25 protein-coding genes and 2 pseudogenes are annotated in these 26,093 nt (G+C 60.9%); 21 read left to right on the top strand and 6 right to left on the bottom strand.

Going from position 1 to position 26,093, the window contains the following annotated elements:
• The first annotated feature begins 397 nt into the window (after positions 1–397).
• Entirely contained in the window at positions 398–2,200 is a 1,803-nt protein-coding gene (locus ACP2YP_RS34530) for an ABC transporter ATP-binding protein (protein ID WP_426420741.1), read from the top strand.
• Positions 2,201–2,386: 186 nt separating this feature from the next.
• Here the strand turns inward: ACP2YP_RS34530 and ACP2YP_RS34525 are convergent, their stop codons facing one another.
• The gene (locus ACP2YP_RS34525) at positions 2,387–3,337 is read right to left on the bottom strand and encodes an IS630 family transposase (RefSeq protein ID WP_426418919.1); all 951 of its coding nucleotides are present in this window, start codon (positions 3,335–3,337) and stop codon (positions 2,387–2,389) included.
• A 224-nt stretch (positions 3,338–3,561) separates the two neighbouring features.
• On the opposite strand from ACP2YP_RS34525, the pseudogene ACP2YP_RS34520 reads away from it, so the two are divergent.
• A pseudogene (locus ACP2YP_RS34520) lies at positions 3,562–3,669 on the top strand (IS630 family transposase); the annotation flags it as partial.
• A 138-nt stretch (positions 3,670–3,807) separates the two neighbouring features.
• Here ACP2YP_RS34520 and hemN read toward each other — a convergent pair.
• The 3 genes from hemN to ACP2YP_RS34505 form a co-directional block, all read right to left on the bottom strand.
• Positions 3,808–5,142, bottom strand: coding sequence for an oxygen-independent coproporphyrinogen III oxidase (gene hemN, locus ACP2YP_RS34515; RefSeq protein WP_426420739.1), 1,335 nt, complete (start codon positions 5,140–5,142; stop codon positions 3,808–3,810).
• Between the two features lie 96 nt (positions 5,143–5,238).
• Positions 5,239–6,111 carry a xanthine dehydrogenase gene (locus tag ACP2YP_RS34510; protein ID WP_426420737.1) on the bottom strand — a complete coding sequence of 291 codons (873 nt, stop codon included), beginning with the start codon at positions 6,109–6,111 and terminating at the stop codon, positions 5,239–5,241.
• A gap of 603 nt (positions 6,112–6,714) precedes the next feature.
• Positions 6,715–7,305 carry a hypothetical protein gene (locus ACP2YP_RS34505; protein ID WP_426420735.1) on the bottom strand — a complete coding sequence of 197 codons (591 nt, stop codon included), beginning with the start codon at positions 7,303–7,305 and terminating at the stop codon, positions 6,715–6,717.
• Between ACP2YP_RS34505 and ACP2YP_RS34500 the strand changes: the two genes are divergently transcribed.
• From ACP2YP_RS34500 to ACP2YP_RS34410, 19 genes are all read left to right on the top strand, one after another.
• Positions 7,304–7,498 (top strand): hypothetical protein, encoded by a 195-nt coding sequence (locus tag ACP2YP_RS34500; RefSeq protein WP_426420733.1) that lies wholly within the window; start codon positions 7,304–7,306, stop codon positions 7,496–7,498. The two genes, ACP2YP_RS34505 and ACP2YP_RS34500, sit on opposite strands and share 2 nt — an antisense overlap.
• An 88-nt stretch (positions 7,499–7,586) precedes the next feature.
• Complete coding sequence (locus ACP2YP_RS34495) at positions 7,587–7,901, top strand: HesB/IscA family protein (RefSeq protein WP_426420731.1); 315 nt, start codon at positions 7,587–7,589, stop codon at positions 7,899–7,901.
• Between the two features lie 16 nt (positions 7,902–7,917).
• A complete protein-coding gene (locus ACP2YP_RS34490) occupies positions 7,918–8,208 on the top strand; it encodes a NifU family protein (protein WP_426420729.1) in 291 nt (96 codons plus the stop codon).
• Entirely contained in the window at positions 8,205–9,389 is a 1,185-nt protein-coding gene (nifS, locus tag ACP2YP_RS34485) for a cysteine desulfurase NifS (RefSeq protein WP_426420727.1), read from the top strand. Before ACP2YP_RS34490 ends, nifS begins: the two co-directional genes overlap by 4 nt.
• 17 nt (positions 9,390–9,406) lie before the next feature.
• Positions 9,407–9,631: a putative nitrogen fixation protein NifT gene (gene nifT / locus ACP2YP_RS34480; protein WP_426420725.1), complete on the top strand. Its 225-nt coding sequence runs from the start codon at positions 9,407–9,409 to the stop codon at positions 9,629–9,631.
• Positions 9,621–10,490: an SIR2 family NAD-dependent protein deacylase gene (locus ACP2YP_RS34475; protein WP_426420723.1), complete on the top strand. Its 870-nt coding sequence runs from the start codon at positions 9,621–9,623 to the stop codon at positions 10,488–10,490. The genes nifT and ACP2YP_RS34475 overlap by 11 nt, the downstream gene beginning before the upstream one ends.
• 380 nt (positions 10,491–10,870) lie before the next feature.
• On the top strand, positions 10,871–12,367 hold the full coding sequence (gene nifB, locus ACP2YP_RS34470) for a nitrogenase cofactor biosynthesis protein NifB (RefSeq protein WP_426426373.1): 1,497 nt from the start codon (positions 10,871–10,873) through the stop codon (positions 12,365–12,367).
• A gap of 12 nt (positions 12,368–12,379) precedes the next feature.
• Complete coding sequence (locus ACP2YP_RS34465; protein ID WP_426420721.1) at positions 12,380–12,604, top strand: 4Fe-4S binding protein; 225 nt, start codon at positions 12,380–12,382, stop codon at positions 12,602–12,604.
• A 134-nt stretch (positions 12,605–12,738) separates the two neighbouring features.
• A complete protein-coding gene (locus tag ACP2YP_RS34460) occupies positions 12,739–13,059 on the top strand; it encodes a nitrogen fixation protein NifZ (protein ID WP_426420719.1) in 321 nt (106 codons plus the stop codon).
• Between the two features lie 248 nt (positions 13,060–13,307).
• Positions 13,308–13,667 (top strand): DUF3024 domain-containing protein, encoded by a 360-nt coding sequence (locus tag ACP2YP_RS34455; protein ID WP_426420717.1) that lies wholly within the window; start codon positions 13,308–13,310, stop codon positions 13,665–13,667.
• Between the two features lie 36 nt (positions 13,668–13,703).
• Complete coding sequence (locus tag ACP2YP_RS34450) at positions 13,704–13,973, top strand: hypothetical protein (RefSeq protein ID WP_426420715.1); 270 nt, start codon at positions 13,704–13,706, stop codon at positions 13,971–13,973.
• A 979-nt stretch (positions 13,974–14,952) separates the two neighbouring features.
• Entirely contained in the window at positions 14,953–15,837 is an 885-nt protein-coding gene (gene nifH, locus ACP2YP_RS34445) for a nitrogenase iron protein (protein WP_426420713.1), read from the top strand.
• 159 nt (positions 15,838–15,996) lie between these two features.
• Positions 15,997–16,677: a nitrogen fixation protein NifQ gene (locus ACP2YP_RS34440; RefSeq protein WP_426426372.1), complete on the top strand. Its 681-nt coding sequence runs from the start codon at positions 15,997–15,999 to the stop codon at positions 16,675–16,677.
• A gap of 703 nt (positions 16,678–17,380) precedes the next feature.
• A complete protein-coding gene (nifV, locus tag ACP2YP_RS34435) occupies positions 17,381–18,553 on the top strand; it encodes a homocitrate synthase (protein ID WP_426426371.1) in 1,173 nt (390 codons plus the stop codon).
• A 201-nt stretch (positions 18,554–18,754) separates the two neighbouring features.
• A complete protein-coding gene (gene nifW / locus ACP2YP_RS34430; RefSeq protein WP_426420711.1) occupies positions 18,755–19,096 on the top strand; it encodes a nitrogenase stabilizing/protective protein NifW in 342 nt (113 codons plus the stop codon).
• Positions 19,097–19,596: 500 nt separating this feature from the next.
• Positions 19,597–19,788, top strand: a complete 192-nt coding sequence (locus tag ACP2YP_RS34425) for a hypothetical protein (RefSeq protein ID WP_426420709.1) — start codon at positions 19,597–19,599, stop codon at positions 19,786–19,788.
• Positions 19,789–20,016: 228 nt separating this feature from the next.
• A complete protein-coding gene (locus ACP2YP_RS34420; protein WP_426420707.1) occupies positions 20,017–21,126 on the top strand; it encodes an electron transfer flavoprotein subunit alpha/FixB family protein in 1,110 nt (369 codons plus the stop codon).
• A gap of 11 nt (positions 21,127–21,137) precedes the next feature.
• Complete coding sequence (locus tag ACP2YP_RS34415) at positions 21,138–22,445, top strand: FAD-dependent oxidoreductase (protein WP_426420705.1); 1,308 nt, start codon at positions 21,138–21,140, stop codon at positions 22,443–22,445.
• A gap of 38 nt (positions 22,446–22,483) precedes the next feature.
• On the top strand, positions 22,484–22,780 hold the full coding sequence (locus tag ACP2YP_RS34410) for a ferredoxin family protein (protein WP_426420703.1): 297 nt from the start codon (positions 22,484–22,486) through the stop codon (positions 22,778–22,780).
• A 215-nt stretch (positions 22,781–22,995) separates the two neighbouring features.
• Here the strand turns inward: ACP2YP_RS34410 and ACP2YP_RS34405 are convergent.
• Both ACP2YP_RS34405 and ACP2YP_RS34400 read right to left on the bottom strand, forming a co-directional pair.
• Positions 22,996–23,542 (bottom strand): annotated as a pseudogene (locus ACP2YP_RS34405) (carboxymuconolactone decarboxylase family protein).
• Between the two features lie 6 nt (positions 23,543–23,548).
• Positions 23,549–24,103: a peroxiredoxin gene (locus tag ACP2YP_RS34400; protein WP_426426370.1), complete on the bottom strand. Its 555-nt coding sequence runs from the start codon at positions 24,101–24,103 to the stop codon at positions 23,549–23,551.
• Between the last annotated feature and the right edge of the window lie 1,990 nt (positions 24,104–26,093).

Raw genomic sequence — 26,093 nt, 5'->3', positions numbered from 1 at the left:
CTGATGGACATGTTGACTGGCCGTCTGCAACGACGAGGTTTACTCCAAGCGGGATCTCTTCATCACGGAAAGCCATGATGGATGGTCGGTTGCGATCGCCGAGCAGGCGCGCGACGCCCTGCTTTCCGATGACTGCGATCCCTCGAAGGAAAGGTCTTCCCGCGAGCATGACGCTATGCATGAGAAAAGGCCGAAGCCGTATGGTGGAAGAGGCGGGGTGTTCCCGGTCGTCTGGGAATACCGGGCTTCCAGGTCCAACCAACTGCTGCTGTCGGCGTCTAGCGCTTCGCTCGGCGAAGGGTCGCCAGCCGAGGACAGGTGATCCGTCGCGCCTTTGCGACGCTGCGGATAATTCAGATAGAGCAGGCTTGCGCGGTGAGATTGGCCAGATTGCGCTATGACCGCTCCAGCTGATAAACCTCCTACCGCGATGCGGGTCGTGTTGCCCTTCGTGTTCCGGCACTGGCTGAAGCAGCCGGGGTGTACCCTTGTCGTGGGCGGCGGACTACTAGGTGCGACCCTCGCCGATCTTTTCATGCCGGTGTTCTCGGGGCACCTGATCGATGGGCTGACGCGCGGCCCGTCCGATCCCGACGCGCGCCATGCGACATTGGTCGCATTCGGCGCCATCGTTGCGCTGGGCGCAGCGTCGATGGTGCTGCGATTGATCGGCCTGCAGGCGATCGTGACGTTCACGCTGAAGATCATGTCTGACGTGGCGCAGGATGCGTTCACCCGCGTGCAGCGCTTCTCGACCGATTGGCACGCCAACTCCTTTGCGGGCTCCACGGTGCGCAAGATCACCCGCGGCATGTGGGCGCTCGACCTGTTGAACAATACCATCCTGACGGCGCTGGCGCCTTCAGCGCTGGTGCTGATCGGATCGACAATCCTGCTCGGCGTGCATTGGGCCTCGCTCGGCCTCGTGATCGCGCTCGGCACGCTCGCCTATGTCACGATGACGGTGCTGTTCTCGATGCGCTACATCGCGCCGGCCGCGCGCATCTCCAATGCTTGGGACACCAAGGTCGGAGGCACGCTGGCAGATGCGCTGACTTGCAACGCGGTGGTGAAGTCGTTCGGCGCGGAAGCGCGTGAGGATGCGCGGCTCGCCCGCGTCATCAACCGCTGGCGCGTGCGCGTGCGGCGGGCCTGGCTACGCCACAATTGCACTGCCCTGTTGCAACTCTCGCTGCTGTTGTGCCTGCGCGGCTCGGTGATCGGCGGCTCGGTCCTGCTGTGGATGGCGGGGAACGCCTCGCCCGGCGACGTCACCTATGTGCTGACCAGCTACTACGTCATCCACGGATATTTGCGTGACGTGGGCATGCACATCAACAACCTCCAGCGCTCGGTCAACGACATGGAGGAGCTGGTGGCGGTCCACGACGAGCCGATCGGCATCGCCGATGCTGCAGGCGCGCGACCCATCGCGATCGAGGGCGGCGAGATCGTGTTCGACGACGTCACGTTCCACTATGGCGGCCATATCGCGCCGCTCTATGACAGGCTGTCGGTGACGATCCGCGCCGGCGAGCGGGTCGGTCTCGTCGGCCGCTCCGGCGCTGGCAAGACGACCTTCGTCAAGCTGGTGCAGCGGCTCTACGAAGTCTCCGATGGTCGCGTTCTGATCGACGGCCAGGACATCGCGCTGGCCACGCAGCAATCGCTGCGCAGCCAGATCGCCATCGTGCAGCAGGACCCGATCCTGTTTCACCGCTCGCTCGCCGAGAACATCGCCTATGGCCAGCCTGGCGCCAGCCTCGAGGCGATCGAGCAGGCGGCGCGGCTCGCAAACGCGCACGAATTCATCCTGCGGCTGCCGAGGGGCTACGGCACGCTGGTTGGCGAGCGGGGCGTCAAGCTCTCGGGCGGCGAGCGGCAGCGCGTGGCGCTGGCGCGAGCCTTCCTGGCGGACGCACCGGTGCTGATCTTGGACGAGGCGACCTCGAGCCTAGATTCGGAATCGGAGGCGCTAATCCAGCAGGCGATGGAGCGGCTGATGAAGGGCCGCACCTCGATCGTGATCGCACACCGCCTGTCGACGGTGCGCAGCCTCGATCGCATCCTGGTGTTTGATCGCGGCGATATCGTCGAGCAGGGCACGCATGTTGCCCTGACCAAGCGGCCCGGCGGCATCTATCGTGGGCTGTTCGAGAGGCAGGCCACCGAGTTCGGCCATATTTCGGCGGCAGGCTAGCCGTCGGCATCATTGCATTTGAGATCTCGGTCGTTTGAGACGAGATCGCTGGGTTCGCTCAGCGGAACCACAAACGCCGTGCTGCTATGCTGTCGGATCGTCTGTTCAAACTGAGCTTCGCGTACCTGCGCATCTCACCAGAGGGACAGCTTTTGCGCTGGTTGTGAGCGCTAGAGCAGATTCTGATCAGGCGCGATCATAACCGGCTGCGGCGAAGAAGTTTAGACACTGTTGGGCGGTGAAGGCGGCAACGGCTGCGGCGATAGCGTGGAACAAGGTCTCGATTGATCTGGCCGCCGCCTTTCGAAGGGCTGCTTTGAGCTTGGCGAAGGCCATTTCGATCGGATTGAGGTCGGGGGAATAAGGCGGCAGATAGAGGAGCCGGGCACCAGCCGCCTCGATTGCGATGCCGACCTCGGCCCGCTTGTGTGATGCGAGATTGTCCATCACCACGATGTCGCCCGGCTTTAGCGTCGGTACGAGAACTTGGTTCAAGTAAGCCTCGAACGCCAAACCATTCATGGGACCGTCGAGGACCATTGGCGCAGTCATGCCGGTCGTCCTGAGCGCGCCGACGAAGGTCGTCGTCTTCCAATGGCCGTGTGGGATCGCTGCGACACAGCGCTGGCCGTAGGGTGAACGGCCATAAAGCCGCGCCATCTTGGTCGAGGCTCCCGTCTCGTCGATGAACACCAGCCGGTGGATGTCGATCTCAGGCTGAGATGCCTTCCATGCCGCGCGTTCAGCGGCCACTTCGGGCCGATCCTGCTCGCTGGCGTGCGATGTTTTTTTGAAGGTGATGTTGCGGCGATCGAAGAACCGCCAGACCACGCTCGGCACGAAACGCTCGCCGTGGACTTTGAAGAGATGGTCGGCGATCTCGGCCAGCGTCATGTCAGGCGAGGCCCCGACCAGGGAGAGGATCTCTGCAGCATGACGCTCGATCCGGGCCGAACGCCGGTCTCCGCCTTGTGCTCCCGCCTCACAGCTGCCGGTGCTTCGCCACTCGCTGACCAGTTCGATCGCTGTTGACGGCGCCACGCCGAACCGGCCGGCAGCGCCCCGACAGCTCATGCCCTCATCTTCCACGGCCCGAATAATGCGAAGGCGAAGGTCTGGCGAAAGGGGTTTAGCCATGGGGGCTGGCCTCCATCACCAGCCCTCAGGGAAGAATCACGATTTGCCCCAGAAGGGAATCCCTCCGATTCCGCCGGATCGAAAAATGCTCTAGTCCATCTGGCTGAGTTGCTGGGGATGTCCGGATCGGCGGTTTGATGATGAAGGCTCGCCGCCGGGGTGGGAAGCCCGCGGGCATAGCGAAAGTGTTGTCGATGGATCTTCGCGAACGGGTGCTTGTCTGAATTGGGAGCGGTGTTTCAGGTCGGCACGCGGCGGAGCGATTTGGCGTCAGCGCGGCGCGTGTAAGTCACCGGCGAACGCGTAAGCGGGAGCAAGGCGAAGTCGAGCCGCCAGAGCGCAGGGCGATGATCGCTAGTCTCGCCGGATTGATGACACAGCCGAATTTCAAGGCAGCCCACTTGCATCAGGCAACCCTTCCCGCCGACCCTTCCCGGTGGTTGCCTTCCACCAACGTCATCCGCATTGGATTAGTAGGGTGAGCGGTCGAGATATGCGTCGAATGCGGCAGCGACAGTGCGGAGCAAGAAGCGGTACTCCTGCCTCACGCGGATGAAGCCCCTTTCGATATCCACGACCCCGTCCTCGGCGAGCATTTGCAAGCGTTCAGCTGAACCGAGCAGGGGGATAGGATCAAATCCAACGGCCGCACAGATTGCCGGAACATCAGCCTCCAGGTCGCACATCAGCCGCTCGATGATCGCGGCCCGGACGCGGTCTTCCTTGCAGAGAGGATAGCCCTTTGACGTCGCCAGACGGCCAGCGCGGATGTGCCGCGTGTAGGAAGCCGTTGCAACCTCGTTCAGGACATAGCCGTGGCCGACACGGCCGATGGCCGAGGCGCCGAGGCCGATAACGGTTTGACACGTATCAGCCGAGTACCCCAACGAGTTGCGTCGCAAGCGACCGGTTTTCTGCGCCAGCGCGAGTTCGTCGTCCGGCAAGGCGAAATGGTCCAGCCCGATTTGGCGGTAGCCGGCAGCAACTAGCGTGTCGGCCACTGCCGCAGCCTGCTCGGCACGGGCAATCGTGTCCGGCAGCAGGGCCTCCTCTATCAGGCGCTGATTTTTCTTGTAGGAGGGAACATGCGCGTAACCGAACACTGCAAGGCGGTCGGGGCGCATCGCCACCACCGTCTCCGCGGTCCGGACGCAGGACTGCACTGTCTGATTTGGCAGACCATAAATAAGGTCGAAGTTGATGTGGGTTATTCCATTCCCGCGAAGATTTTCGACGGCACCAGCCGTCTCTGCTTCACTCTGAACCCGGTTGATGGCCCTTTGAACGACGGGGTCGAAGCTCTGCACACCCAGGCTTGCGCGGTTGACGCCGGCGGCTCCAAGCGTTTCAGCCATTTCGATCGTGAAGGTGCGCGGGTCGATCTCGACAGCGACCGTAGCCCCATCCCTGAAGGTGAAGCGGCGGCGCAGGACTTCGATCAGGGCCAGGAACTCGGATGGCGGGATGAGGGTCGGGGTTCCGCCGCCGAAATGCACGTCGCTCACGGGCAGCGCAGGCGGCGCTTGCGCCGCGACCAGACGGGTTTCATCATGCAGGACCGCCAGATAATTGAGGATCGGCGCATCCCGGCCAGTCCTGGTCCTCGGAAAGCCGCAATACCAGCAGATCGACCGGCAAAACGGAACGTTGATGTAGAGCGACACGGCGTCGTCGGTCGGCAGGCGCCGCAACCATTCCTCACAATCCTTGGGGCCGACCGCCGCGGAGAACTCCGGTACCGTTGGATAGATGGTGTACCAAGGCAGGCGGGCATCGTAATGCCTTCTGAGGATTGAGGTCTGCAATGTTACTGTCCCATGTTAGCTCAGCCTGCCCGCTGCGGGGGCGACATTGTCCAAAAGGCAAAGTGACGCGTTCCAGGCGACTGTTGCGGCGGCGCGTCACGCGTGTCCCGACATCTCCGGTTCAACGACCAGGCCAAACCGTTGCGCCGCACCTCGAAGGACCGCACTTAACGTCGCGTTGGCGATTGCCCGGCCGCGGTCGTCGATACCAGTCCATTGCGCCAGCACACCGCGCGGGTCGATCTCGAGCAGCTTGACGCCGCAAGGAACCTCGGTCCCGTCACGGATGATGCCGCGCAATACGCCATCGCGCGGCGCCATGACGGGCACGCCGGAAAGATGGCCGAGCACGAGATCCTTCTCGACATGCGTTCCAATTGCGACTGAAGTTCGCCAGGTACCAACAAAGCTGGAATAAACAAAACGTTCGGCGCCGAGATCACCGAGCCGGCTCGCAATTCCGTCAGCCGCATCCGTCCAGCCGTCTCGCTGGACCAGGCCGATCCTGCCGGGCCGGGTTTCGATCGCGACATCGCAATTTGACCTCGTGGAGAAGCCTGGGCCCAGACCTATGGTCAGTCCCGCGAGCCGCCGCAGGTCGGGCCTGATCTGGCGCTTCTGCAGACGCGCGTCGATCAGCACATCAATGCGGCGGATCGGAAGGAGATCGACAAGGCCGAGACGGGAGAGGATGACCCGTCTTCGCCTGCTGTCGTCCCCGCGGATCGCCCTGAGCACCTGCATGGCGTCGTCGAGGCGTTCACCCACAATATCTTCGACCTGTGCCGTCCCGGCGAACAGCGCGTCATGGAACGCCATCCTGCGCCGGATCACAGGCGGATCTGGATCGTGCGATAGCAGGACGCAAGTCCCGCCGCGCGATAGCTGAACGGCGATTGCGGACGCAATCTCATTGGTGCCGAGGATGATCGCGAACAGTCGACCCTGGTGATCAGTTCCTAAAGACATTCAGACCTCGAAGAGAAGTGTCCTCGCTTCTGCAAACGCTGCCGACAAAGCAGTTGCGCTGGATGATTGCGTTGACCGCCTGAGCAAGAGCCGCGCCAATTGACAGATGCCTTCGCTCTCTTGCTGCCAACGATCGTAGGACCGTTCAGCGTGAGTTCTGTCCCAAAGCAACGAACGGCTTGTTGCAGAGTCGCGAACCTGTTTGGAAACCCACATCGCGCAGAAAGCCAGAAGCATCCACGTCGGTTCTTGCTCCGAAAGCGCTCAGTGCGCTAGGCGCATGGGTTTCATCTCGTGATCGTTGACGAGGACCACAGCCGCGGGACCTCGGTCGTCCTTGTGGTGTAATGGGGGAAGCTGTTTGTTGCACCACAAGGGTGGGGTCGCCGTCAATTTGAATTCCAACGCAAGAAGTTCCTGGTCGCAACGGCATCTGCCGGATCGAATCGCCGCGGATCGGCTTCGGGCGTCGCGCGGCCGCCGCGTTGATCGCGTCGTAACGCAAGCGGCTCGCGCTCATCACTCCGATGGAAATGGACGGCGACATCTGCTGACAGCGCGACTTGTCGAGGAGGCCGCTTTGACGAGACCCAAGGTCAGCGTTCAGACCGGTCGGTTCTGATTGCGGTTCTTCACGGGCCCCATCCGCTTCAGCCCGTCTTCGTAAGGGATCTCCTCATAGGAGGCATCGAGAGCCACGGCTGCGTCGAGGAGATAGTCCAGCTTGCCGCCCGCATCGAACTTCTTGAAGTCGATCTTATCGAGGCCAGCCAGGTCCATCATCTCTTTCCAGACGGTCGATTCATCGCACGGGAGGATGTGAAAGGTGATGTCGCCGACCTTGGTCCGGTATTTCGCCAACAGATCTATATTGTTGCAGAAGATGAAGTAGCGCCCATCGGGCCTCAGCGCGCCGTCCAGAACGCTGCCGACTTCGGTGAGATAGGCCAATGAATGCAGATAGCCGGCCAGCACCGGGATTGTGCTTTCGCCCTCCTGCACGACCGTCAGCACCTGCTCGATTGAATAGTCCGGCGGCCGCTTCTCGTCGGCGAGCTGGGCCTGGAACTTCAACGCGATATCGCCACGAAAACCGAATCGGCCCGGCTTGGTCGTATTCCCCTTGAGAACGGCGTTGAGAAGTCGCCCCTCCTTGTCCAGTCGGCCGAGCGCGGTGCTCTCGATTGCAGTCATGAAAATTGTCCTCGATCCAAGCTCATCACCGGTCCTCGACCGGCGCAACACGGACTGCAAATTGCTTGCCGAGCCCCGCACTGCGTTTCATCTGCGTAAACACCTGAAAGAAACGAAACGAGCGCGATTCGATCCCGAAAACGGCATCGTCAGGAAGACGACACGGGTCGCAAAGCCAACAGGCGGGAACTGAAAAACTGAAGCCCTATCAGGCGCGTGTGCGCTGGCATGCGAATTGCCAACTTACAGTCAGCCGAGCCACGCGGGTGAAAGGGTGAACCATGATCAACTTGACAGATAACGCACTGAATGCAGTCAGGGGCGTGATTTCAACATCGGGAGCAAGCGGTTTGCGCATTACGGTCGAGTCCGGCGGCTGTGCCGGGTTCAAATACATCATGGGCTTGGCCAATGAGACGACGTCCGACGATACCGTGATCGAGCGCGACGGGGTCAAGTTGTTCGTCGACAACGACAGCCACAAATATCTCGCCGGCACCACCATCGATTTCGTGCTGGCGCAGGAGGGCTCCGGCTTCACCTTCGACAACCCGAACGCCAACGCGAACTGCTCGTGCGGCAAATCTTTCAGCTGATGACAGGGTCCCAAGCATGCTGGCCGAATCCAAGCAACTGAAGCAAACGACGGCCGCCGAGGTGGACCGGGAGCAAGTGATTCGCGCTGTGATCGAGGAGATCCGCCCCAATCTGAAACGCGACGGTGGTGACTGTCAGCTGGTTGCGATCGACGGCACCAAGATCATGGTGAAGCTGACCGGGGCCTGTGTGCTCTGCAAGTTGTCAAGCGCGACCCTGGAGGGCATTCAGACGCGGCTGATCGAAAAGCTCGGCGAATTCGTTCGCCTGATCCCGGTTGCCGGCGCGCCCACGGCGCCATATTGAGCAAAGTTTCAGTGGCGGTTTATCTCGACAACAATGCGACGACCCGCACGGACCCGTCGGTCGTGCAAGCCATGTTGCCGTTTTTCGCCGAGCACTTCGGCAATGCCTCCTCAGCCCATGCCTTTGGCAAGCAGGTCGCGGGCGCCATGCGGCAGGCCCGCCGCAGCGTCCAGGCGCTAGTAGGGGCTGCCCATGATGATGAGATCGTCTTTACTTCTGGCGCGACGGAGTCCAACAACGCCGCCATTGTCTCGGCGCTTGCGACACAGGAGGGCCGGGACGAGATCGTCACCACCTCGGTCGAGCATCAGGCGATCCTGGCGCTGGTCGAACAGTTAGCCAGAAGCGGTGTCAAGGTTCATCTGATCGCGGTGGACTCGCGCGGCCGGCTCGATCTTGAGGCGTTTCGCTCGGCGCTTGGACCACGTACGGCGATTGCATCGGTGATGTGGGCCAACAACGAGACTGGCACCATCTTCCCGGTGGAACGTCTGGCCGGATGGACGCGCGCCTCCGGCGCGCTGTTTCATAGCGATGCCGTGCAGGCCGTCGGCAGGGTACCTATCGACCTGAAGGTCAGCGACATCGACATGCTGTCGATGTCGGGGCACAAGCTGCACGGACCCAAGGGGATCGGCGCGCTTTATTTGCGCAAAGGCACGACATTCCGGCCGCTGATCTGGGGCGGAAGACAAGAACGCCGGCGCCGCGGCGGAACCGAGAACATCCCAGGCATCGTCGGCCTCGGAAAAGCGGCAGAGCTTGCTGCAGAGCGGCTCGACCGAGCGCACGCTCGTGTTGTTGCGCTGCGCGATCGTCTGGAGCAGTCGATCTTACAGAGCGGTCACTGCGCGGTTCTTGGCGACCACTGTAACCGGCTGTCGAACACAACTAATATCGCCTTCGAGGGTCTCGAAGGCGAAGCGATCGTCCATCACCTCAATCGCGCCGGCATTGCCGCGTCACTCGGGTCGGCCTGTAGCTCAGGCGCGATGGAGCCATCGCATGTACTTCGCGCCATGCATGTGCCGGCGAGCAGCCTGCGCGGCGCGGTTCGCTTTTCGCTGTCCCATGAAACCACCGCTGAAGAGATCAACCGGGTCGTGTGTGTGCTGTCCGACATCCTGGCTCGTCTGCGTGGCATGTCCCGAGAGCTCGCCAATCCCGGTAGCAATCCGTAATTTCTGGAGTTGATCTCATGAAAATCATGATCCGCCGCTCTCCCGATGCGGGCTTGTCGATATACGTGCCGAAGAAAGATATTGAAGAGCGGATCGTCGAATCCGAGCACGAGACGCTGTGGGGCGGTTGGATCAGATTAACGAATGGATGGGTGCTCTATTTGCCCGAACTGGCGAGCGATACGCCGCTGCCGATCACGATCAATGCCAAAAGGCTTGGCAGGGACGGCGATGAACGATGAACGTAATGCGCAAATCAACTTCCTCAAGGGGACGGACGCTGAGGCTCGGCTCGCCGATGTTGCGGCCAGACTGCGTGCCGGCAGCATTGTTCCCTATCTCGGTCCCGGCCTTGCCGAGTTGTCCAAGCCTGACGTGCCACTGACACCTGATGCGCTGGCGATCTTCTTCGGCACCAAGGTCGCGCTGCCGCGCCGGGCCCGCGGCAATGCCTGGGCTGCAGCACAGCATATCGAGAGCAACAAGCATCGATCCACGGTGACGGGATTGATGGCCCAGGCGTTTTCCGCACCGGTCGAGCCGACGGCCCTGCATCGTCATCTCGCTGCCCTACGCTTACCGATGATCGTCGATAGTTGGTATGACAGCGCAATGCGCGCAGCACTTGGCAAGCGCGACGGATGGGGTGAAGTCCAGGGCATCACCCGCGCTGGGGTCGGCGAGGTCCGCTGGTATCGTTTCTATGATGCCGATGGCAAAGAGGTCGATTCCCTCGCCGCCGGCGCCTGGACCACGGTTCTCTACAAGCCGCATGGCGGCGTGCTGCCGGCAAGAAACTTCCTGATCTCTGACGCTGACTATGTCGAGGTTCTGACCGAGATCGATATCCAGACGCCGATTCCGGAGATCGTGAGGGAGCGGCGGATTGGACGGAGCTTTCTTTTCATCGGCTGTCGGTTCGACGATCAGCTGCTGCGCATTTATGCGCGGCAGATCACGAAGCGCTCGGCAGACGTTCATTATGCCATTGTCGAGCCGGATGCGCTCTCGCGAAACGAGCTGAGATTCCTGCTCGACCAGGGCTTGACCCCGCTTGCGATTGCGATCCCGCGCGCCGTGGAGATCTTGCTGGCCAATTAGAGACGCTGGCAAAGCGAAGCCCACACGCTCGGTCCAGCCGCGGCGGCCGTCCGATCACGGTGAAAGGTGCCGGTGCCGCTGAGGAGGAGCGTCGATGGACAGGTGCCGTGATCGCTCCCGGGATCCCAACGTCTGTCGCATTTCGAACACGCCGTATGCTCGCTGTCGGCTGCGCAACAGCGCAGATCGCTCTGACTAACTGATTGGCGGAGATCAGAAAATCCGTCGCCTGCCGCGATGGCATGTGAGTTGCTAACCCACCTTCAAAGGCTCGCTCAGGAGTGGCTCCGGGAAGCCTGTTTGGCTTGGAGAAAGAACTGGACATGGACGCAGTGGAGCGCGGCAACAGCGCTGGAAATGCACGAAATGGCGGCGAGACCATGCTGGCCGCCAAGCCCAAGAGCTGCGGCAACTCGGTCGGCGGTGGCAAAGCGAGCTGCGGGGCACACGGGGGCCAAGGCGATCTGCCGCCGGCGATCTGGGAAAAGGTGAAAAAGCATCCCTGCTACAGCGTAGAGGCGCATCACCACTACGCGCGCATGCACGTTGCGGTCGCGCCGGCTTGCAACATGCAGTGCAACTACTGCAATCGCAAATATGACTGTGCCAATGAATCGCGCCCGGGCGTGACGAGCGAGAAGCTCACGCCCAAGCAGGCGGCCAAAAAGGTGCTCGCGGTCGCCTCCAGCATTCCGCAGATGACCGTGCTTGGCATTGCCGGTCCCGGCGATCCCCTGGCCAATCCAGACAAGACCTTCAGGACTTTCGAGCTCGTGGCCAAAGCCGCGCCCGACATCAAACTGTGTCTATCGACCAACGGGCTCGCCTTGCCCGATCACGTCGACACCATCGCCCGATTGAACATCGAGCACGTCACCATCACGATCAATATGATCGATCCCAAGATCGGCGCCAAGATCTATCCGTGGATCTTCTATAATCACAAACGTTACAGCGGGATTGAGGCGGCGAAAATCCTGACCAGGCGTCAGCTCAAAGGCCTCGAAATGCTCTCCGCGCGAGGCATTCTTTGCAAGGTCAATTCAGTGATGATCCCGGGCATCAACGAGCGGCACCTGGTTGAGGTCAACAAAGCCGTGAAGTCGCGCGGCGCGTTCCTGCACAACATTACGCCGCTGATCGCAGCCCCCGAGCACGGCACCGTGTTCGGCCTCAAGGGCCAGCGCGTGCCGAGGACAAGCGAATTGAAGGCGCTGCAGGACGCATGCGAAGGCGAAATGAACATGATGCGCCATTGCCGCCAATGCCGCGCCGACGCGGTCGGACTGCTCGGCGAGGATCGAAGCGCGGAGTTTACGAAGGAGAAGATTGTGACCATGACCGTCAACTACGACCTCGAGGCGCGCAAGGCCTACCAGGCCAGGATCGAGGACGAACGCCGCGCCAGAATAGTGCCCAGGCAGGAGGAAGCGGGAGAGCATGCAGGCGGGACAAGCGACATCAAAGTCCTGGTCGCGGTCGCAACCAAGGGCGCTGGGCTCATCAATGAGCATTTTGGGCACGCCAAGGAGTTCCAGGTGTATGAAGTTTCGAGATCCGGCGCCAAATTCGTCGGTCACCGCCGCGTCGATCACTACTGCCAGGGCGGTTATGGCGCGCGAGATGACCTTGCGGCCATCATCCGCTCCATCAATGACTGCCATGCCGTGTTCGTCGCCAGGATCGGTGGTCGGCCGACGAGCGAACTCCACAGGGCCGGCATCGAGCCGGTCGATCAATACGCGCACGAGTTCATCGAGGCGTCCGCGATCGCATGGTTCAGCTCTTATCTAGAGAAGGTGAAAAGCGGCGAGATCCAGCATGTCGAACGGGGTGACGGAGCGATCCGGCAGGACCCGATGATTTCGGTGGCGTGAAGAGGACATCGGATGCCGCTCAAGATCATTTCTTCGCAATGCACGGGCTGCTCCGCTTGCGAGACCGAATGTCCCAACGTGGCAATCTTCGAGAAGGGCGGAACGTTTGTGATTGACCCGAAGAAATGTACCGAATGCATCGGTCACTTCGAGGAGCCGCAATGCGTCGCGGTCTGCCCGGTCGACAAGACCTGCGTCATCGACACCTCATTGCCGCGCTATCAGCCGCCGGCCTGAACGAGCGTAAGCTTCATGGAGTTCACGTTGACGGTAGCTGAAGAGAAATCGCCCGCTTCATCCCGGCAATCGCGGCCACGGCGGCCAGAGCGCTCGCAGAATGCGGCCCGGTCAAGCTTACGACGGAGTGATGCATGAGCAACATCGTCCGCGACAGTGACGTCATAGAGCTGGATGGACCGCCGGTCTTCAACCTTGGTGAAAAGGTGAAGGCCAACCGCACCGTCCGCAATGACGGGACCTATGCCGGCAAGGAGATCGGGGACGTTCTGGCCAAGAAAGACGAGGTCGGTTACGTCGTTTCCATCGGGACGTTCCTGCAGCAATTCTACGTCTACGGTGTCGAGTTTCTTCAAACCAGCAACCGCGTCGGAATGAAATGCAAGGAACTTGAGTCGGTGGACGCGGACACCGATTTCGGCAGTCGGCCATTGCGGGAAGGGCCCCCATCGTGATCGAGACCCTTCATTCGACATTCGAATGGCGCCCGCTCAAATCCGCCGGCGGCCCCATAAACGGCGCCTTGTTTCACGCCTGGGCGCCCTTGACGGTCCTTTGGTAGGCACTGCGCCGCATCGGCGAGATCGTACGCTTGAGAGCGCACACGCAAGTGAACATTGGGACCTAACTTCTAGAGTTTTTGCCGGGCGGCCGGTCGGCTGTTCTGAAGCGCAAAGAACGCGGCTTTAAGGGGGCTTTCACAATGAATGCTGCGGTCATGAAAAGGGCGGTCGTCGGCTTGAAGGCTCACCCGAACGAGGTCGATCGCAAGCGGATCGAATGCGCATTAGGCTCCCGCAGACGCTATCGTTATGTCTCACCCAGCGTGAAGCCGGTTAAGGGGGGCTATCTCATCGAGAGCCCCTCCTGCTCACGCGACATCGACAAGGATGGCGGCGTGATCGATGTCGCGTTGATCCATCATGACGCCGTGTGCGGACTGTGGAAGCTGTTCTGGAAAGACCATGCGCGAGGAATTTGGCAATTCCACAGCGTCCATCAGCGGCTGAGCGCAGCGACAGATGAGCTAAATGCCGATCTCGACCGGGTGTTCTGGCGATAACGCTACTGTTTACGCACACAAGCGATAAAGGCGGTCATGGCACTGGACGAAAATGAACTGATCGAACTTGAACAAGTGATCACGGCGGCAGAAGGCCGCGGGAGCCCCTTTACCAAGCTGCGGCGGCGTTTTCCCCATCTCGCCCTGGTGCGATGCGATGCGTCTGACGTCACCGAGCCGCCTTTTCGCAGCTTTCCGCAACTCGACCTGCACTTGATCGAAGGGTCCGATCACTGCGTCCAGATCACAGCCGATCCGGCGCTGGCGTTTGGCATTATCCTGGCGGCAAGGAGCCCTTCGCGGTGACTGGGGTCGCATTCGCAGACCTTCTTGGTCCTTTCGCGGTGCGGTCATAGCGCATCACCGTTGCCGCCGTGACGAGTTCCCGGACGTGGAAAAGACCGCCGATGGCGGGATGCGCTGCCGCTTTCGCACCGATGAGGATCGAATTCCTGGTAACGATGACGGGCGCGTCCATCAAAAGGGGCATGCGCGCAGTTCTCTACGAGGAGCCCCTGGAACGAGATCGGGGCAGCCGGTCCGGGAGCGGCCATGTGGGTCAGCCATTAATGTCTCGATCGCGATCTCCCCCTCGATGTCGTGAAGAAGCCGCACGCGAACGCCCGAGTCAGGCTCTCGATGACCGATCAGTGCCCGCTCATGCGTCGCTCTCGTGAGGATCGTAGTCAGCACCAGGTGGAATTCGAGCCAATCGACATCCCTGCGCGCGGACATCGGAAACGTCTCGGTTTCGATGTCGTGCTGCAGCGCGACCGGTAAGACCAACCGGTCATCACATCTTCATCAAGCGCGAACACCTGTCTTTGGTGTACGAGGCCGCTCGAACTTCGTTGCTGATCGGAACATCGCTTCTGAAAATCGTGCCGAGAGGCTCGGCTGCAGTCGCATTTCAAACCATCCGGCAGGGGAATTCCTTCTGGCGCACGAATACGCCGCAATCGGACCTATGTTTCCTAAAAAATTGTGAGCGCTGTCAGATTGCACACAGCCGCGCAGCTGCTGTCAGGTTCGAAACATCCAGCGCGATCGGCGAGCTGGCATATTTTGCAGTGCATCATCAGAAGCTTAAACAGCGGGGCCGGCGTTGGCACGGCCGTTGCTACTAGGATGCAGCAACACTGAGTAAGGGCTGAGTGCACGCCGACGCGCAAGACGAGCGATGCTCTCCTACCCTTGGACCCGTGTGCCCCGTTTCTGAAAGAGAAACAAGCTCGCGTGCAAACAGCACGCAATCTTTGGCAAATCGGTTGATGGAGAGAGCAACATGGCTTCACTGAGACAAATCGCGTTCTATGGCAAGGGTGGTATCGGAAAGTCGACCACGTCCCAGAACACGCTGGCGGCGCTGGCGGAGATGGGTCACAAGATCCTGATCGTGGGCTGCGATCCGAAGGCGGACTCGACTCGCCTTATTCTGCACGCCAAGGCGCAGGATACGATCCTGAGCCTGGCCGCCAGTGCCGGCAGCGTCGAGGACCTCGAACTCGAGGACGTGATGAAGATCGGCTACAAGGACATCCGCTGCGTCGAGTCGGGTGGTCCGGAGCCCGGCGTCGGCTGCGCAGGCCGCGGCGTCATCACCTCGATCAACTTCCTGGAGGAGAACGGCGCCTATGAGGACCGCGACTACGTCTCCTATGACGTGCTCGGCGACGTCGTCTGCGGCGGCTTTGCGATGCCGATCCGCGAGAACAAGGCGCAGGAAATCTACATCGTGATGTCCGGCGAGATGATGGCCATGTATGCCGCCAACAACATCTCAAAGGGCATTCTGAAATATGCGAGCTCCGGCGGCGTACGGCTGGGTGGCCTCGTCTGCAACGAGCGGCAGACCGACAAGGAGCTGGAGCTCGCCGAAGCTCTCGCCAAGAAGCTCGGCACTGAGCTGATCTATTTCGTGCCGCGCGACAACATCGTGCAGCATGCGGAGCTGCGGCGCATGACCGTGTTGGAATACGCGCCGGACTCCAAGCAGGCCGATCACTATCGCAACCTCGCGGCAAAGGTCCACAACAATGGCGGCAAAGGCATCATCCCGACTCCGATCACCATGGACGAGCTCGAGGACATGCTGATGGAGCACGGCATCATGAAGGCCGTTGATGAGTCCATCGTTGGGAAAAGCGCTGCCGAACTTGCGGCATCGTAAAAGGGCGCAACGCCGCAGCCCGGCCCTCCCAATACCCAAAAAGGAGGGCCGGCAGTTGGGCGAAAGGGTGTCTCCCGAGTGCCGACGCGGTGATGCAGACTTTGACCAATGTGGAAAGAGTAGCGAACGCCCATGTTCGAAGAGCAGTTCTATCCTGTTATGGTTGTCGAGACGAACGATGGGAGCGTCCAGACAGGTGCAGGAATTGCCAGCTATCGCCTCCTCACCGGGAGGCACCCCGCAGATGCCGACATCAGCAATGACAACGGTTTCGACCGCCACGTGCTGGCGTCCATTCTGGCGGCCGGCGCGATGGATGGTGGTCTTTTGTCCGAGAAGGTCGGCCTGTCCAGTGATGAGCTGGCGGCGTTGCTCAAGCAACGCTTTCCGTCGGTTCGGATCAAAGAGGAGGAGTTGCCGCGGGATTTCGAGCAGAACGACAACGACGAGGTCATAATGGTGCGTGATCTCTTGCGCGCGCGACGATCGACGGAAGGGGACACCGGCCATTGGCTGGCCGCGATGATCGCGCGCCGCGTCATGGAGCCGAATCATCTGTGGGCAGATCTCGGATTGCGCAATCGTGATGAACTGTCCCGTCTCCTCAGCCGCCATTTCGGGCCGCTCGCCGGGCGCAACGTCAACAACATGCGCTGGAAGCGCTTCTTTTATCGCACGCTATGCGAGGACGAGGGCCTTATCTTGTGCACGACGCCGGTGTGCACAGAGTGCAAGGACTTCAATCACTGCTTTGGCGATGAAAGCGGTGAGAGCCGTATGGCCGAGCGTCGGCGTCACGTTCTGTTGGCGCCGGCCGCTCCGGTCGCGGGCGGCAGCTGACCCGTATTCCCGCCGCCCGATAGATGGTTCTTTGGCGCAACTGCCGGCCGACGGCCGCGCAGTTGGTCGAGGACGTGCAGGTGATGCGGCCAAATCTGGCGCAGCGGATTACGGGCGAACCAGCGGGACGCTCTTCTGCTCAAGGGCAGCTTGCGCCCAAGCCGCAAGCCTTGGGGTCTGAAGGGACCTGTGCCTTGCCGGCGCTGACAGGGGAGGTCGCTGCGGCTTGTGTTGGGGCGAGATTGCTCAACTCCAGGTCCCGGTGCCGGGAGGCCGGCGTCCATAAGATTGTGGATCAGTCGTGCAAGCGGTCCTGTTGCGTTTGGATGAAGCCTGATGTCTCACAACCGATTTCGACACCAACCACCCCGCATCCGGCACGTTGTTTACGGCGACGGCGTCCTTGTCACTATGACCGAAGCCAATCTCCTGACGCGATGTGCCTAGGTTTAGCGAACCGATGAACCCTGACGCGTCGGCCTGACAGTCGATCCTCGCCGTAACCCGAGCTGATCCAGGACGCACAATGGTGAGAGCTAAACTGGCGCGTCCGTTTTGCGACACTGTCGTCCTGGCGACATCCGACGGCGGGCGAGAAATGATGGATCTTCAATAGTTTGGATCCTGCGGGCGTGGCATGCGGTTTGCCAAAGCAGTCCGTGCCAAGCACAATCAGGAGGCTTCGTTGATCGACGCCAAAGCCATCGCTGCCAAGCCATCATGGCCCGAGTTGGTCAGGAACCAGCGGACCGTGCTCAATGACACCACGCTGCGCGATGGCGAGCAGGCGCCTGGTGTTGCGTTCACCGCAGCGGAAAAGGTGGCCATCGCGCATGCGCTGGCGCGGGCCGGCATCACGGAAATTGAGGCCGGAACCCCCGCCATGGGCCCTGACGAGATCGCGGCCATCCGCGCCATTGTCGAGGAGGGGCTGCCGCTCACTCCTATTGCGTGGTGCCGCATGCGTGAGGCCGATGTTGACGCGGCCATCGAGGCCAAGGTGTCGATGGTCAATGTTTCTATCCCTGCTTCAGACGTACAGATCGCGGCCAAACTTGGCGGGAATCGCGACCAGGCTTTGCAGCAGGTGAAGCGGGTGGTGGGTTACGCCCGCGAGCGAGGGCTTGATGTCGCCGTCGGAGGCGAGGACTCCTCCCGCGCCGATGTCGACTTTCTCATCAGTCTCATCGCAACCGCGAAAGCTGCGGGCGCGCGGCGGTTTCGGATCGCCGATACGCTCAGCGTGCTCGACCCGGATTCGGCCTATGCGCTGATCGCGCGCTTGCGCGCGACAACCGATCTCGAGCTCGAATTTCACGGCCATGACGACCTTGGGCTCGCGACCGCCAACACGCTCGCTGCCATCAGGGGCGGCGCGAGCCACGCGTCCGTCACGGTCATCGGCCTTGGCGAACGGGCCGGCAATGCGCCACTCGAGGAAGTTGCGGTCGCACTCAAACAGCTCTACGGGCGTGACACCGGCATCGTGCTGCCGGAGCTCATAGACGTCGCCGCGCTGGTCGCGGCCGCGGCCACACGTGCGATTCCTCTCAACAAGGCAATCGTCGGGGAGCACGTGTTCACGCACGAATCCGGCATTCATGTCGATGGGCTGTTGAAGGACGAACGCACCTATCAAGCGCTCGATCCGCATTTGCTTGGTCGCTCCAACCGGATCGTGATTGGCAAGCATTCCGGGCTCTCGGCCATCACCAGGCTGCTCGGGGAATTGCAACTCGCCGCCACCACTGAGCAGAGCAGACATATCCTGTCACGGGTGCGAAAATACGCCATCGAGCACAAGCGGCTGGTCGCGCGCGAGACGGTGGCAGCGATCTGGCGCGATGTTTGCCAATGCTATTCCGATCGCACGTGAGTGAACTCTCGGGTTTCACTTGGCCCGCCACCAAATCAACCGGAGCGCGGCCGAAGCTCTCGGAGATCGCGTTGAAGTCCGAGGACATAAGCTGTCTGGCCATCTCTCCAGCAGGGCCGCGTGAAACGGCCGTTTCCACGAACCAACCAGGCGCTGCCGGATCTCGACCGAGACGGACGCGCCAATCCAGGGACTATGACGATGAGCAATATACCCCGGAGGGCTAGCATCCTCGACCGGCTCAACAAGGCCTCCTCGGCTGAGGAGATCTTTGCGCTGCTTGGCGTCGACTACGATCCCAGGATCGTCAATGTCGCGCGCCTGCATATCCTAAAACGCATGGGGCAACATCTCGCCAAGGAGGAATTCGCCGGTTCAGCGGAAGCGGAGGTCGCTGCGCGCTGCAAGGCGATGCTGGAGCAGGCCTATGCAGATTTCGTGGCGTCTTCGCCGATCGACCAGCGGCTCTTCAAGGTCCTGAAAGATGCGGTCGCGGAGCCCAAGAAGCCGGCCGCTTTCGTGCCGCTAAGTACGTTGAAATAGCCTTCTCTTGAATGCCGTCCGCCTCAGAGCAAATAGCTGCGGCGCGCCTCGGCGTGTGCCTCTTCGTCCAGTCGAGTCTGTGGACGGACGCGGGAGACGGCCCTGTCGCGTTTCCGACGTATGTCGCGGCCCTGTTGTCCCCGATGCCAAGAACCAAGTTGGCAACTGCGCCCAATTCATTCCTTTGGTCCATGACCTCGCGGTGTTCTCAGTTGGTATGACACTTGCTGCTCTGCACCTAAGTCCGCTCAACAACGAATCGAGCTTGTCCGGGAGAAGCGCATGCATAGCGTCGTCTGCATCAAACAGGTCCCCGACCTAGCGAAAATCCGCGCGCGGTTCCTGTTAAACACGATTGTGCAGCGGGGTGTGCCGACAAACCGCCGCGAAGCCGTAGCCGCAGAGGCGTCCCCCAGTTCAGTGACGAGCCCGCCGGCGAGATCACCGTGCACGCTATGGGACCGTATTCACCTGAGCCCTGACTGCGGAAGGTGCTCACTTTGGGTGCCGAAGCTGCGGTGCTGTTTACCGAATGCTCCTTTGTCGATGGCTCGACGCTACCCACGACGTACGCGCGCACGACTGCGATCTCGAAGACCGGGGAGCTATCTGGTGGGACCGCAGTCGTCTTCATTGGCAAGTCGGCCATTGACGGCGACATGGCCCAGGTCGGCCCCTGGATCGCAACGTAGTTCTGTTTATTGCAGCTCAACCACCTCGCCAGAACCGTCGGTCTCGATCTCCGCGTCCGCAGCTTCTGATGCGGAACGCCGAGAATACCGTCCTCCGCAAAGAAGGCCTTGGGTGTGAACCGCGAGCAACCGGCGAACGCGCCCATCAGGGCCACGTTCAACCGACAGTCAAAGCCAGAGCCCAATCGTATCGCGCAGGCGCGTGGATCGGAAGGAGAATGCAAAACCATGAGCAACGTCATCAAGGCTCCCACATCAGCCGCAGCGGGCCGCGCAGCAACGAAGAAGCAGTTGCCGGACCGGTTCAAAGCCTACAAACATGTCTGGGTGTTCGTCGAGCAGGAGCGCGGGCAGGTCCATCCCGTCTCATGGGAGCTTATGGGGGCGGGCCGCAAACTTGCCGACAGGCTGAAGGTCAAGCTTGCGGCTGTTGTCGTCGGCCCTGAGGGCGAGGCCACACGCAACGCCGCGCTCGAAGCCTTCTGCTACGGCGCCGACTTGACTTATCTCGTGGCCGACAATGTGCTCGGAGATTATCGTAACGAGTCCTACACCAAAGCGTTGTCCGATCTCGTGGAGATCTACAAGCCAGAGATTCTGCTGTTAGGGGCAACAACGCTCGGCCGCGATCTTGCCGGCTCCGTCGCCACTACCGTCCTGACAGGGCTCACCGCCGATTGCACCGACCTTGACGTTGACGCGGATGGATCGCTTGCAGCCACCCGTCCGACCTTTGGCGGGTCGCTGCTCTGCACGATCTATACGCTGAATTACCGGCCACAGATGGCAACCGTCCGCCCGCGCGTGATGCCGATGCCGGAGCGTGTCGCGCGCGATCCCGGCCGCATCATCCTGCATCCGCTCGGCCTGGTGGAAGACGATATCGTGACCAAAGTGCTGTCGTTCATCCCCGACCGCGATTCGGCCAAATCCAATCTTGCGTACGCCGACGTCGTGGTCGCCGGTGGGCTTGGGCTCGGTTCTCAGGAAAACTTTCAGCTTGTGCGCCAGCTCGCCGGCGTGCTCGGTGCCGAGTACGGTTGTTCCCGGCCCCTCGTGCAAAAGGGATGGGTCACCTATGACCGACAGATCGGCCAGACGGGCAAGACGATCAGGCCAAAGCTCTATATCGCCGCAGGCGTTTCCGGCGCGATCCAGCATCGGGTTGGGGTGGAGGGCGCCGATCTGATCGTCGCCATCAATACTGACAAGAACGCGCCGATCTTCGACTTTGCCCACATCGCCATCGTCAGTGACGCCATGCATCTGTTGCCGGCGCTGACGGACGCGTTTCGTGCGCGGCTCTCGCCACATTCGCGCGACCGGATTGCGAGCTAAAGGAGGCTATCATGATCGAGGAAAGGTTCGATGCAATTGTTGTCGGCGCCGGCATGGCGGGCAACGCGGCCGCACTGACTATGGCCAAGAAGGGCATGAAGGTGCTGCAGCTCGAGCGCGGCGAATATGCCGGATCGAAGAACGTTCAGGGCGCAATACTCTATGCCGACATGCTGGAAAAGCTGATCCCGGAGTTCCGGGAGGACGCACCGCTTGAGCGACATCTGGTCGAACAACGGTTCTGGATCATGGATGATCGCTCTCATGTCGGGCTGCATTACCGCTCAGAGGATTTCAATGAGGAGCGGGCTAACCGGTACACGATTATCCGGGCCCAGTTCGATCGATGGTTCTCCTCAAAAGTGCGCGAGGCAGGCGCGACCGTGCTGTGCGAGACCACCGTCACCGATCTTGCGCAGGATGCCTATGGCCGAGTCATCGGTGTTCGCACAGATCGCCAGGACGGTGAGATCCACGCAGATGTCGTGGTGCTGGCCGAGGGCGTGAACGGCCTGCTCGGCACGCGTGCGCGCCTGCGGGAGCGACCGAAACCTAACAAGGTGGCCCTCGCGGTGAAGGAAATGCACTTTTTGCCGCGCGAGACTATCGAAGCGCGCTTCAATCTGAACGGCGACGAAGGCGTTGTGATCGAAGCTGCGGGCACCATTTCCGGCGGCATGACGGGAATGGGCTTCATCTACGCCAATAATGAATGCATTTCGCTCGGTATCGGGTGTCTTGTCGCAGACTTTCAGCGCACCGGAAAGACGCCCTACGAGCTGCTCGATCGTTTCAAGCGCCACCCGTCGGTCGCGCCCCTGATCGAGGGGTCGGAGGTCAAGGAATATTCCGCGCACCTCATTCCTGAGGGCGGCTACAAGGCCATTCCGCAGCTCTATGGAGACGGTTGGGTCGTTGTCGGGGATGCGGCGCAGCTCAACAACGCCATTCATCGCGAGGGATCCAATCTTGCGATGACGTCTGGCCGGATCGCGGCCGAAGCGATCTTCCAGGTGAAGTCACGCCGGCTTGGCATGACCGCGGAAAATCTCGCGCTCTACAAGCGGATGCTGGATCGCTCCTTCGTCTTGAAGGACATGAAGAAGTACAAGGACATGCCGAGGCTGATGCATACCAACTCGCAAAACTTCTTTCTGACCTACCCCCAACTCATCTCCAAGGCGATGCAGACTTACCTTCGGGTTGACGGTACGCCAAAGTCGGAGAAACAGAAGTCGACGCTGAAATCCTTCGTCAATGCGCGATCCTGGATAGGGTTGTTCGGCGATGCATTCCGCTTCGCCCGCGCTTGGCGCTAATTGTTCGAAAAGCGAACCCGAAACCAACGAGGCTGACTATGAAGGCCGAGCGATCAGTGCGTGTCGAAGACAAATTGTTTTGCAACCGCTATCTTGTGGACGCCGGACGGCCCCACATCAAGGTGCGCGCACATACCAAGCCCTCGCCGCAGCTCCTTGCGCTTTTGAAAGCCTGCCCCGCGCGCTGCTATGACCTCAATGACAAGGGCCAAGTCGAGGTCACCGTCGACGGCTGCATGGAGTGCGGTACCTGCCGCGTCATCGGCGAGCCGACCGGCGACATCGAATGGGGCTATCCGCGTGGCGGATATGGGGTGTTATTCAAATTCGGGTGAGGGGTCTACGGTTGCCTCCGCGTTATCGGTAAGGCGGAGAAGATCTCACGGCGGAGTCATTTCGCCACACCTTGCGTGCGCGCCAGACGCCGAAATTCGACTGACGCTCAAATATTCGGATGCAAGGGCACACTCGGCGAACTCAGCTCGTGAATATGGGCGCCCACCCCGAGCCTGCCCCGGGAGGGTGAGGCGAAGGGGGCGGGGAGGGTGGATTACTCCGCCGCTTGCGGCGTGCCACGCCCTGCCGCCTCGATCGCAACCGCGACTGACTGCACGATCGCGGCAAAGCGCACGGCCGTTTGAATTGTGTCCGAGCTGATGCCGGATTGCCGCAGCGTCTTCTCGTGGGCGTCCATGCAGGCGCCGCACCCATTAATCGCGCTCACTGCCAGTGCCCACAGCTCAAAATCGGCTCTGTCCACGCGGGGATTGCCAAGCCAATTCATGCGCAGCCGAGCGGGCATCGTCTTGTATTCCGGGTTGGAGACGAGATAAACGAAGCGGTAGTAGACGTTGTTCATCGCCATGACGGATGCTGCGGATTTCGCCGCTTCGACCGCCGCCGGCGTCATCACCACGCCCGCGGCGGATTCCATTGCGGCCGTCACGACCGGATTGCGGGCCGCGATTCGCGCTCGACAGCAACAGGCCGAATTTGCTCTGCGGTGACAATGTTTCATCCGCCATCATGGACGCCAGGTTGAGCCTGACGTCCTTAGCGAAATCCGGAACCCGGTCTTTCAACTGGTCGATCATCATATCACCTCAAGCGACTTTCAGTGTCTCGCCGCCGATCTCGCGGTTGCAGGGGCAGAGCTCGTCAGTTTGCAGGGCGTCCAAGACGCGCAACGTGTCCTTCGGGCTGCGACCGACATTGGGATTGGTGGCATAAACATGCTGGATTGTATTCTCAGGATCGACAATGAAGGTCGTCCGATGGGCAACGCCATCGGCCGAGCGGCCGCCAAGACCGTCGACGAGCGCGCCGTCAGTGTCGGCAAACTGCCAAATCGGCAGATGGTGCAGGTCCTTGTGCTCGCGCCGCCAGGCAAGCTTGCAGAACTCGTTGTCAGTCGAGCCGCCCAGCACGACCGCATCGCGGTCGGCGAAGTCCTTGGACAGGCGGGCGAACTCCGCGATCTCGGTCGGGCAGACAAAGGTGAAATCCTTAGGGTAAAAGAAGATGATTTTCCATTTCCCAGGAAAGCTCCTTTCGGTCAGCGTCTCGAAGGCGCTCTGTCCCTTCTCTTCGTGCAAGTGAAAGCCGGGCTTTACCCCGGTGATTTCGAACGACGGCAACTTACTTCCAATTCCAAGCATTTTATCCCCACTCGTGTGCTTAGGGCGACCCCGGTGAACTGCATGGGCGAAGCAAGCGATGTGCCATGGGATCTTCGGCTTAGCTGTCGCTACTACAACATTTCCCTTCGTGGCTATCACGGGTTCAAGCCATGCAGTGACATCAAAGACTGTGGCTCCTGAATTCTAATTGTCTTGGACCAGGAGATCCGGAGAACGAAGATCTATCGCAAGCTCGGTCGACAGCACGCGACCAACAGGACAGGTGCGCGGCCCCGATCCGTGAGCAGGCCCGCGCCGATGTCTACGGCGAGAAACTGAATGAGGCTGCAAGCAAGGTCCTGAGCTTGTCCACAGCAAGGACTAGGGCTGGAGTTGCAGCCCCGGGGCAGGGAGTTGTGACCGCAAATAGTCCTCGGCGCGATCGAGGTCTCTTGGACGCCGGGCATCTGGGGTTTTCGCTGCAATCCCGCGCTCAAGTTGCGCGGTTGCCATCGTCGTCTGCTTGGCCTGCAAACCACTACCAAGCGATTTTTCGATGAGCTTTTCCTCCGGAGTGTGTGGGCGGAACCCTGAGCATACCGGAGGGGATGATTCTGTTCCTGTGGGATATGAAGTTCTAACGACTACGCTCAGGCCAATAGGCATACCCTTTGCTATTGACGATGAGCGATACACGTCGAGTCCACTGGGATGAGGGTGCATTGTATCTCATTCATCATTCTCGCTGGGCAATGCACTTGGCCTGGACCGGAATGAGCCTGCCCATACCCCAGCCAAACAGGATGCCGCGTAGTGAGCGCTATCAGCATAGGAATCAAGAGACCAGATGATCAAGGCCAGGAAGGAAAGAGTCGGCGAACTAATTCGGTCACTCGAATCGGTCCAGGTGCGGAATCAGGCTCTCGGCAAAGAAGAGAGTACGCTCGAAGGCAACTTGTCTTCCTTGACCGAGTCCGGGGCTGGTAAGAGAACGCAGCGCATTCCCGGCGCGAAGCTAGCGACGACATCCAGAGCGCCATCGATCACATGAGGTCCCTGTCGGTGATGACAGCCATGTCGGAACCTAAAGGCAGCACCCAAGCCGTCCCCATCATTACAGCCCTGTCAGGCTCACGCCCAGGCGCTCCTCATGGAACGCTGGTGAGCAGCCGCGGCTAGATCGGCACGCTCCGGCGCCCCGCGCGGCTGGCGATTGACGCTACGGGCAACGGGCGCTTGATCGGCCGCCAGGTTGTTGCCCGTGCGATGCACACTGCCAGAGAACGACAGTGAACGACGTATTGACCTACCTGTCGACAGCGGTTCCCTTTGAGACGCGACAAGTTCTTCAGCGGGAGAAGCGATCGACGACAGCCCAGTTGATGTGGGAAAATCACTCTTTATGGCCGCGCGATAGTCCGCGAGTTCCACGGCAATCGAACGGCAGCGGCACGCGCAGTACTAGGCCGATCGAGCTGAGATCACACTGGTTATCATTTGGCTATCAACGATGTGGCCGACCCGCTACTCACCGTGTTCGGAGCCGCAACAAAGACCTGGCCGCAAGGGAGTAGAGCCTTCCGCTGCGAGACGGCTGACAACGCTCGACGGATACCGGCGCTCGCGCGGCGATTGTGGAGCACCGTTGGGGAAGCGAGGTTAGACGCGGGAGCCGCTATGACGCCAACGACTAGGCGTTCCTGTTCTCGTCGCCGTACTCACCGGCGTACCTTTAGGCGGAGCGACCTCGTGATGAGCCGCCAGAATCCCGCAAGTCCACCGGCTAACCTTTTCTTGAGAACGGTCCAGATCTTGCGAACCCGTGAATGGCCGCGCTCGTCAGTGTCTTCCAGAACCTCGGGTGACGTCGACGACCTGAAGCGATCTCGCCGAAACGAAAATATATATGAGTCGTGAGACCTCGCATTTCCGGTTCGACGATGAAGTCTCCGGATTAAGGTGCGTGCGTGACCAGTCTGATATGTTCGCGACTCTTGATCCGCAGGCGCGGCAGGAGCCGATGGGATCC

It is taken from the genome of Bradyrhizobium genosp. A, assembly GCF_049949275.1.
Classification (GTDB): Bacteria; Pseudomonadota; Alphaproteobacteria; order Rhizobiales; family Xanthobacteraceae; genus Bradyrhizobium.
This window is presented reverse-complemented; position numbering and strand designations above follow the sequence as displayed.